The organism is Limnohabitans sp. (genome assembly GCF_040401135.1).
Taxonomy (GTDB): Bacteria; Pseudomonadota; Gammaproteobacteria; order Burkholderiales; family Burkholderiaceae_C; genus Limnohabitans.
In genome coordinates this window covers 9,101-15,290 of the sequence record NZ_JBBAOV010000024.1, presented here as the reverse complement: position 1 = coordinate 15,290, position 6,190 = coordinate 9,101, and the positions used below count along the sequence as shown (strand labels likewise).

The window sequence follows — 6,190 nt, the reverse complement described above, 5'->3', positions numbered from 1 at the left end:
TGTTTAATCGCGAAAGTTGTTGAACGACAAAGGCAAGTCGGTCATGTCTTTGCGAATCAGCGCCATGGCGGCTTGCAGGTCGTCGCGTTTGGTGCCGCTGACGCGCACCGCGTCGCCTTGAATGGCGGCTTGCACCTTGATCTTGCTGTCTTTGAGCAAGCGCTGAATCTTTTTGGACACTTCGGTTTCGATGCCGTTGCGGATTTTGATGACTTGTTTGACCTTGTCACCGCCGATTTTTTGCACATCCCCTTTGTCGAGGAAGCGCACGTCCACTTCGCGCTTGGTCAGTTTATTGCGCAGCACGTCTTCGACTTGCACCAGCTGAAAGTCGGCATCACCAAACATGGTGATCTCTTTGTCTTTGAGCTCAACAGCGGCAGAGGTGCCTTTAAAGTCAAAGCGCGTGACGATTTCTTTGGCTGTGTTTTCAACGGCGTTTTTTACCTCAACCAAATTGGGTTCAAGGACGGTGTCAAAAGAAGGCATGGCGGTCGGCTTTCAAAATCAGAATGAGACAATTGCCGTATGTTAGTGGAACCCAACACCCCCCTTCAAGCGCACAACAGCTTTGGCATTTCAGCCAAAGCGCTGCAACTGGTGCGCGTGTTCACCGAGGCCGATGTGCAGGCGGTGTTGGTTGATCCGACCTTGCGCAGCTTGCCTAAGTTTGTGCTGGGCGGCGGCAGCAACATTGTGCTGACCGGTGACGTGAAGCCCCTGGTGTTAAAGGTTGAAATTAAAGGCATGCGCTTGGTCGAAGAGACCGACAAGGCGTGGGTGATCGAGGCCGCTGCAGGCGAAAACTGGCACCACTTGGTGGCTTGGTCGCTGGACAACGGCTGGCCCGGGCTAGAAAACTTGGCTCTCATTCCAGGCAGCGTGGGCGCTTCGCCCGTCCAAAACATTGGTGCGTACGGCGTGGAGCTGCAAGACCGCTTTCACTCGTTGGACGCGATTGACCTGACCACGGGGCAAGCCTTCAGCCTTGATGCTGCGCAGTGTGCGTTTGGCTACCGCGACTCGGTGTTCAAGCACGTGAGCAGTGGCCGTGAGGGTGAAAGCAGGGGCTTTGGTTTGGCAGGCAAGGCCCTGATTACCCGCGTGCGGTTTTTGTTGCGCAAAGACTGGAAGCCCGTGCTGGGCTATCTCGACCTCGAACGCAAAATGACCGAGACCGGCATCAACCAGCCGACTGCACAACAAATTTTTGAATGGGTGTGCGCCATTCGTCGCGCCAAGCTGCCAGACCCAGCTGTCATTGGCAACGCCGGCAGCTTCTTTAAAAATCCCACCGTTACCCAAGATCAGTGCGACGACATCATCGCGCGGGAGCCCAAAGTGGTTCACTATTTACTGGACGATGGCCGCATCAAACTGGCAGCAGGCTGGCTGATTGACGCTTGCGGCTGGAAAGGTAAAACCGTGGGTAATGCGGGCGTGTACGAAAAACAAGCCTTGGTGTTGGTCAACGTGGGTGGCAAAGAACACCCCTGCACGGGCGGCGAGGTGATGACCTTGGCCAAGGCGATTCAAACCAGCGTGTACGAGCGCTTTGGCATTCGGTTGGAGCCGGAGCCCGTCGTGGTCTGAAAATAAAAAGCGACCCGAAGGTCGATTTTTACTTGGCGCGAAGAAGTGATTACTTCTTAGACCCGCCTTCTAGCTTGATCATGTCCGCACCTTCGCCCAACGACAGCAAACCTGTGTGTGCGTAGATGCCTAACTTGGCGCGTGTGTCCACGATGTCCAAGTTGCGCATGGTCAATTGGCCAATGCGGTCGAGCGGGCTGAACGGGGCGTCGTCCACTTTTTCCATGCTCAAACGCTCAGGCGCGTAAGTCAGGTTGGGCGACTCGGTGTTGAGGATCGAGTAGTCATTACCACGGCGCAGCTCGAGCGTCACGGTGCCAGTGATGGCGCGTGCCACCCAGCGTTGGGCGGTTTCGCGCAGCATGATGGACTGTGGGTCAAACCAACGGCCTTGGTACAACAAACGGCCCAAGCGCAGGCCGTTGATGCGGTACTGCTCGATGGTGTCTTCGTTGTGAATGCCTGTGACCAAACGCTCGTAGGCGACGTGCAACAGCGCCATGCCGGGGGCTTCGTAGATGCCGCGGCTCTTGGCTTCGATGATGCGGTTCTCGATCTGATCGCTCATGCCCAAGCCGTGACGACCACCAATTTCGTTGGCTTTTAAGAACAACTCTACGGGGTCTGCATATTCCACACCGTTCAAGGCGACGGGTTGACCTTCTTCGAAACGGATGGAGATTTCTTCTGCTTTCACGACGCAGTCTTCACGCCAGAAGGGCACACCCATGATCGGGTTGACGATCTTCATGCCGCTTTGGAGGCTTTCTAAATCTTTGGCTTCGTGGGTTGCGCCCAGCATGTTGCTGTCGGTGCTATAGGCCTTTTCGGCGCTCATCTTGTAGCCAAATCCGTTTGCGGTCATGAACGCAGACATTTCAGCGCGGCCACCGAGTTCGTCGATGAATAGTTGGTCCAGCCAAGGCTTGTAGATTTTCAAGCTGGGGTTGGTCAACAAACCGTAGCGGTAGAAGCGCTCGATGTCGTTGCCTTTAAAAGTGCTGCCATCGCCCCAGATGTTGACGTCGTCTTGCTTCATGGCTGCCACGAGCATGGTGCCGGTGACGGCACGGCCCAGCGGCGTGGTGTTGAAGTAGGTAATGCCACCAGTGCTGATGTGGAACGCGCCGCACTGAATGGCGGCAATGCCTTCAGCTGCCAGTTGCTTGCGGCAGTCGATGAGGCGGGCTTTTTCTGCGCCGTATTCCATCGCTTTGCGAGGGATTTCGTTGTAGTCCGACTCGTCAGGTTGGCCGAGGTTGGCGGTGTAGGCGTAGGGCACAGCGCCCTTTTGTTTCATCCACAGCAAGGCAGCCGAGGTGTCGAGGCCGCCCGAGAAGGCGATGCCTACTTTTTGGCCTTTGGGTAGGTGTTGGAGGATGGTGCTCATGGTGTGTCGTTGCGCCTTGGATTAACCGAAGTGGCAGATGTAGTGGTAAGGCTCGGTCACGCGGATGTCGAATTTCGAGTTGCCAGGCACATTGAACTTTTCGCCAGCGCTGGACTTGACCCAGTCTTGGCTGCCGTCAAGTTTGTATTCACAAAAACCAGCCACGCACTCCATCACTTCGGGGGCTGCTGTGTTGAAGGTGAGTGTTGCAGGCAAGATAACGCCGACCGACAGCTTGGTGCCGTTGGCTGTGATCAGGGCGTGGCTGATGCACTTGCCGTCAAAAAACACATTGGCTTGGGTGGTGATGCTGACGCTGTCGATTTTTTCTGTGGTCATGGTGTGCGCTCGGTATGAATTGCAAAACAGTAGATTTTAGGTGACCCAAAACAACAAAAGCCGCTGATTGCGGCTTTTGCTTAGTTCAAACGCCCAAATGAGCGTGTTGACTGTTTAGTAACGGGGTGCAGAGCCAGCAGGTGGCACGTTGCCGTAGCTGGTATTAGCAGCAGGCACCATGGGCGTGATTTGCAAACGCACTGTGGGGCCCGGATCTTGGGGCATTTGCACGGTGTATTGCTTGCCCGCAAATTCGTACACCACGTTGTAAGCCATGGTGCGGTTTTCATAGAACATTTGCTGGCTGCAGTTTTGAACGTTTTTTACTTCAGGCGTGCCAGGACCTTCAATTTTGTCACCCAAGATGGCGCCGCCAAAAAGTCCTGCCATAGTGGCCAGCGCATTGCCTGTGCCTTGACCCATTTGGTTGCCGATGACACCACCCGCAATGGCGCCCATGGCAGCACCCGCACCCGATTTTTGTCCGCCCGTGACGACTTGTTGGGTGTTACACACTTGGCGCGGTACGGCAACTTGCTGAATGATGGGGGTGCTGGAAATAACTTTACCCACTTCTTGCGCTTGCACGGAGGCTGAGGTCAGCAACGTCATTAACCCGGCGAGTAGGGTGCTTTGAATGGAAATTTTTTTCATGGAGTTCTTCTTTTCTGGGGGTGGCACAAAGTGTAGTTCTTCGTCAGGGTAACGATTGGTCAGCCTATAACGCTTGCCCAAGCCTCGGGGTTGACGCCGACAATAACCGTTTGGCCTTTCACCACCACAGGCCGCTTCACCACACTGGTGTGTTCTAACATTAAGGCGCGAGCCGAAGCTTTGTCCACCACGCTGGCTTGCAGTGCGGGGTCTAGCTTGCGCCAAGTGGTGCCTTTGCGGTTGACCAGCACCTCCCAGCCCACATGGTTGAGCCATAGATCGACAGCCTCGGGCGGAACACCTTGTTTTTTGAAATCATGAAACACGTGGTCCACGCCATGGTCTGTCAGCCAGACGCGGGCTTTTTTGACGCTGTCGCAGTTGGGAATGCCGTAAACGGTGATAGATGCTTTGCTCATGAGGGTGAATCATGCCGTAAAACAAGGAGTTCATTGCAGTGGGCGACAATTGAAAAATGAATTCACTCGCAAGTTGGCTCGCGCATTGCGAGCGTTTACACCCCAAAAACATCGACTTGGGCCTTGAGCGCGTGCGTACCGTGGCCGAGCGCATGGCGCTCAAGTTTGATTGCCCCGTCATCACCGTGGCGGGCACTAACGGCAAGGGCTCGACTTGCGCCATGCTCGAGGCTTGCTTGCTTGAAGCGGGCTATCGGCCCGGCGTGTACACCTCGCCCCACTTGGTGCATTTTCAAGAGCGTTGCCGCGTGCATGGTGACACCGTGCAACCCGACGACTTACTCCCGCATTTTGAAAAAGTTGAAGTTGCGCGGACTCAAGACAGTGAGGTGTCGCTCACTTACTTCGAGTTCACCACCTTGGCTATTTTGAGTTTGATGGCGTCGTCGCCCATTGACGTAGCCATTCTCGAGGTGGGCCTGGGCGGGCGTTTGGACGCGGTGAATGTGATTGAGCCTTCTTGCTCGATCATCACCAGTGTCGACCTTGATCACATGGACTTTTTGGGACACGACCGTGAAACCATTGGCCGCGAGAAGGCGGGCATCATGCGCACGGGCCGCCCCGTCATCGTTAGCGACCCCGTGCCGCCGCAAAGCGTGATTGACCACGCCACCGAAATTGGCGCCGAGCTTTGGTTGTTTGGGCGAGACTTCAACTTCACGGGTGACAAGCAGCAATGGAGCTGGGCTGGGCGTGGCCGCCGTTACAGCGGCTTGGCTTATCCCGCGCTGCGAGGAGCCAACCAACTGGTCAATGCCAGTGGCGTGCTGGCGGCTTTAGAGGCATTACGTAGCGAGATGCCTGTGACGGCGCAAGCCATTCGCAACGGGCTGGGCATGGTGGAGTTGCCAGGACGGTTTCAAATCGTGCCGGGCCAGCCCGCTTTGGTGTTTGACGTAGCGCATAACGCCCACGCGGTCGCGGCACTGGCCGAAAACCTAGATGCCATGGGCTTTTATCCCACCACCCATGTGGTGTTTGGCGCGATGGCCGACAAAGATGTGGCGCCCATGCTGGCACGCTTGGGGCCGTTGGCGGACCGTTGGTACTTTTGCGATTTGCCCACAGAGCGTGCGGCCAAAGCCACTCAGCTGCAAAGCGTTTGGCAGAAGGGCAACACCCGCAAAGACGTGCAAGCCAGCACCTATGCCAACCCGCAAGCCGCGCTGGACGCGGCAGTGGCTGCGGCAGACCCCGCTGATAGAATTGTGGTCTTCGGCTCGTTCTTCACGGTCGGGGGGATTTTGGCCAATGGCATACCCCGTCTAGACGCCCCACATTTGAGCTCCTGAGACCCCATTTACATGGCTTTTTTCAAGTTTCGACTGCCCGGTCAACCGACCAGCGAGCCCCAAGGTAACTCCAGCAACAGCCCCGCCGAGAGCGTGGACGTCATGCGTCGCCGCGCTCGCCACCGTTTAATTGGTGCCTCAGTGTTGGTTGTTTCGGCTGTGATCGTTTTTCCCCTGTTGTTTGATACCCAGCCCCGCCCTGTGGCGGTGGACATTGCAGTGGACATTCCAGACCGAGCCACAGCCAAGCCTTTGGTGGACACTTCCAAACAAAAGCCCTTGTCGGCTGGCGCAGGTTTGGATGCCAAAGAAGAAGTGGTGCCAGAGACGAAGCCAAAAGTGGATGTGAAACCAGACGTGGCGGTGGCCACTACTGCCGCTGTTACCACTACTGCCGCTGTAGCCGTGGTGACGCCAAGAGCGCCAACCACGCCAGAACC

Annotated in this window: 7 protein-coding genes and 1 pseudogene; 3 read left to right on the top strand and 5 right to left on the bottom strand. The window is 56.3% G+C overall.

Annotated features, from left to right (window positions below):
- Nucleotides 1-3: 3 nt before the first annotated feature.
- Entirely contained in the window at nucleotides 4-489 is a 486-nt protein-coding gene (locus ABWP81_RS07985) for a YajQ family cyclic di-GMP-binding protein (protein ID WP_353133005.1), read from the bottom strand.
- 39 nt (nucleotides 490-528) lie between these two features.
- Between ABWP81_RS07985 and murB the strand changes: the two genes are divergently transcribed.
- A complete protein-coding gene (gene murB, locus ABWP81_RS07980; protein WP_353140906.1) occupies nucleotides 529-1,593 on the top strand; it encodes a UDP-N-acetylmuramate dehydrogenase in 1,065 nt (354 codons plus the stop codon).
- 49 nt (nucleotides 1,594-1,642) lie between these two features.
- On the opposite strand, the gene argG is transcribed toward murB, so the two are convergent.
- The 4 genes from argG to ABWP81_RS07960 form a co-directional block, all read right to left on the bottom strand.
- The gene (argG, locus tag ABWP81_RS07975; protein ID WP_353140904.1) at nucleotides 1,643-2,983 is read right to left on the bottom strand and encodes an argininosuccinate synthase; all 1,341 of its coding nucleotides are present in this window, start codon (nucleotides 2,981-2,983) and stop codon (nucleotides 1,643-1,645) included.
- Nucleotides 2,984-3,004: 21 nt separating this feature from the next.
- Nucleotides 3,005-3,322: a pyrimidine/purine nucleoside phosphorylase gene (gene ppnP / locus ABWP81_RS07970; RefSeq protein WP_353140902.1), complete on the bottom strand. Its 318-nt coding sequence runs from the start codon at nucleotides 3,320-3,322 to the stop codon at nucleotides 3,005-3,007.
- 114 nt (nucleotides 3,323-3,436) lie between these two features.
- Nucleotides 3,437-3,976 carry a glycine zipper 2TM domain-containing protein gene (locus ABWP81_RS07965; protein WP_353140900.1) on the bottom strand — a complete coding sequence of 180 codons (540 nt, stop codon included), beginning with the start codon at nucleotides 3,974-3,976 and terminating at the stop codon, nucleotides 3,437-3,439.
- A 59-nt stretch (nucleotides 3,977-4,035) separates the two neighbouring features.
- Nucleotides 4,036-4,395 (bottom strand): arsenate reductase, encoded by a 360-nt coding sequence (locus ABWP81_RS07960; protein ID WP_353140898.1) that lies wholly within the window; start codon nucleotides 4,393-4,395, stop codon nucleotides 4,036-4,038.
- A 56-nt stretch (nucleotides 4,396-4,451) separates the two neighbouring features.
- Here ABWP81_RS07960 and folC point away from each other — a divergent pair, with 56 nt between their 5' ends.
- Complete coding sequence (gene folC, locus ABWP81_RS07955; RefSeq protein ID WP_353140896.1) at nucleotides 4,452-5,750, top strand: bifunctional tetrahydrofolate synthase/dihydrofolate synthase; 1,299 nt, start codon at nucleotides 4,452-4,454, stop codon at nucleotides 5,748-5,750.
- Nucleotides 5,751-5,762: 12 nt separating this feature from the next.
- A pseudogene (locus ABWP81_RS07950) lies at nucleotides 5,763-6,190 on the top strand (SPOR domain-containing protein); the annotation flags it as partial.

Coding starts and splice junctions, on each gene's coding strand:
- ppnP (WP_353140902.1), bottom strand. CDS start 3,322: ATGACCACAGAAAAAATCGACAGCGTCAGCATCACCACCCAAGCCAAT.
- ABWP81_RS07965 (WP_353140900.1), bottom strand. CDS start 3,976: ATGAAAAAAATTTCCATTCAAAGCACCCTACTCGCCGGGTTAATGACG.
- folC (WP_353140896.1), top strand. CDS start 4,452: ATGAATTCACTCGCAAGTTGGCTCGCGCATTGCGAGCGTTTACACCCC.
- murB (WP_353140906.1), top strand. CDS start 529: ATGTTAGTGGAACCCAACACCCCCCTTCAAGCGCACAACAGCTTTGGC.
- ABWP81_RS07985 (WP_353133005.1), bottom strand. CDS start 489: ATGCCTTCTTTTGACACCGTCCTTGAACCCAATTTGGTTGAGGTAAAA.
- argG (WP_353140904.1), bottom strand. CDS start 2,983: ATGAGCACCATCCTCCAACACCTACCCAAAGGCCAAAAAGTAGGCATC.
- ABWP81_RS07960 (WP_353140898.1), bottom strand. CDS start 4,395: ATGAGCAAAGCATCTATCACCGTTTACGGCATTCCCAACTGCGACAGC.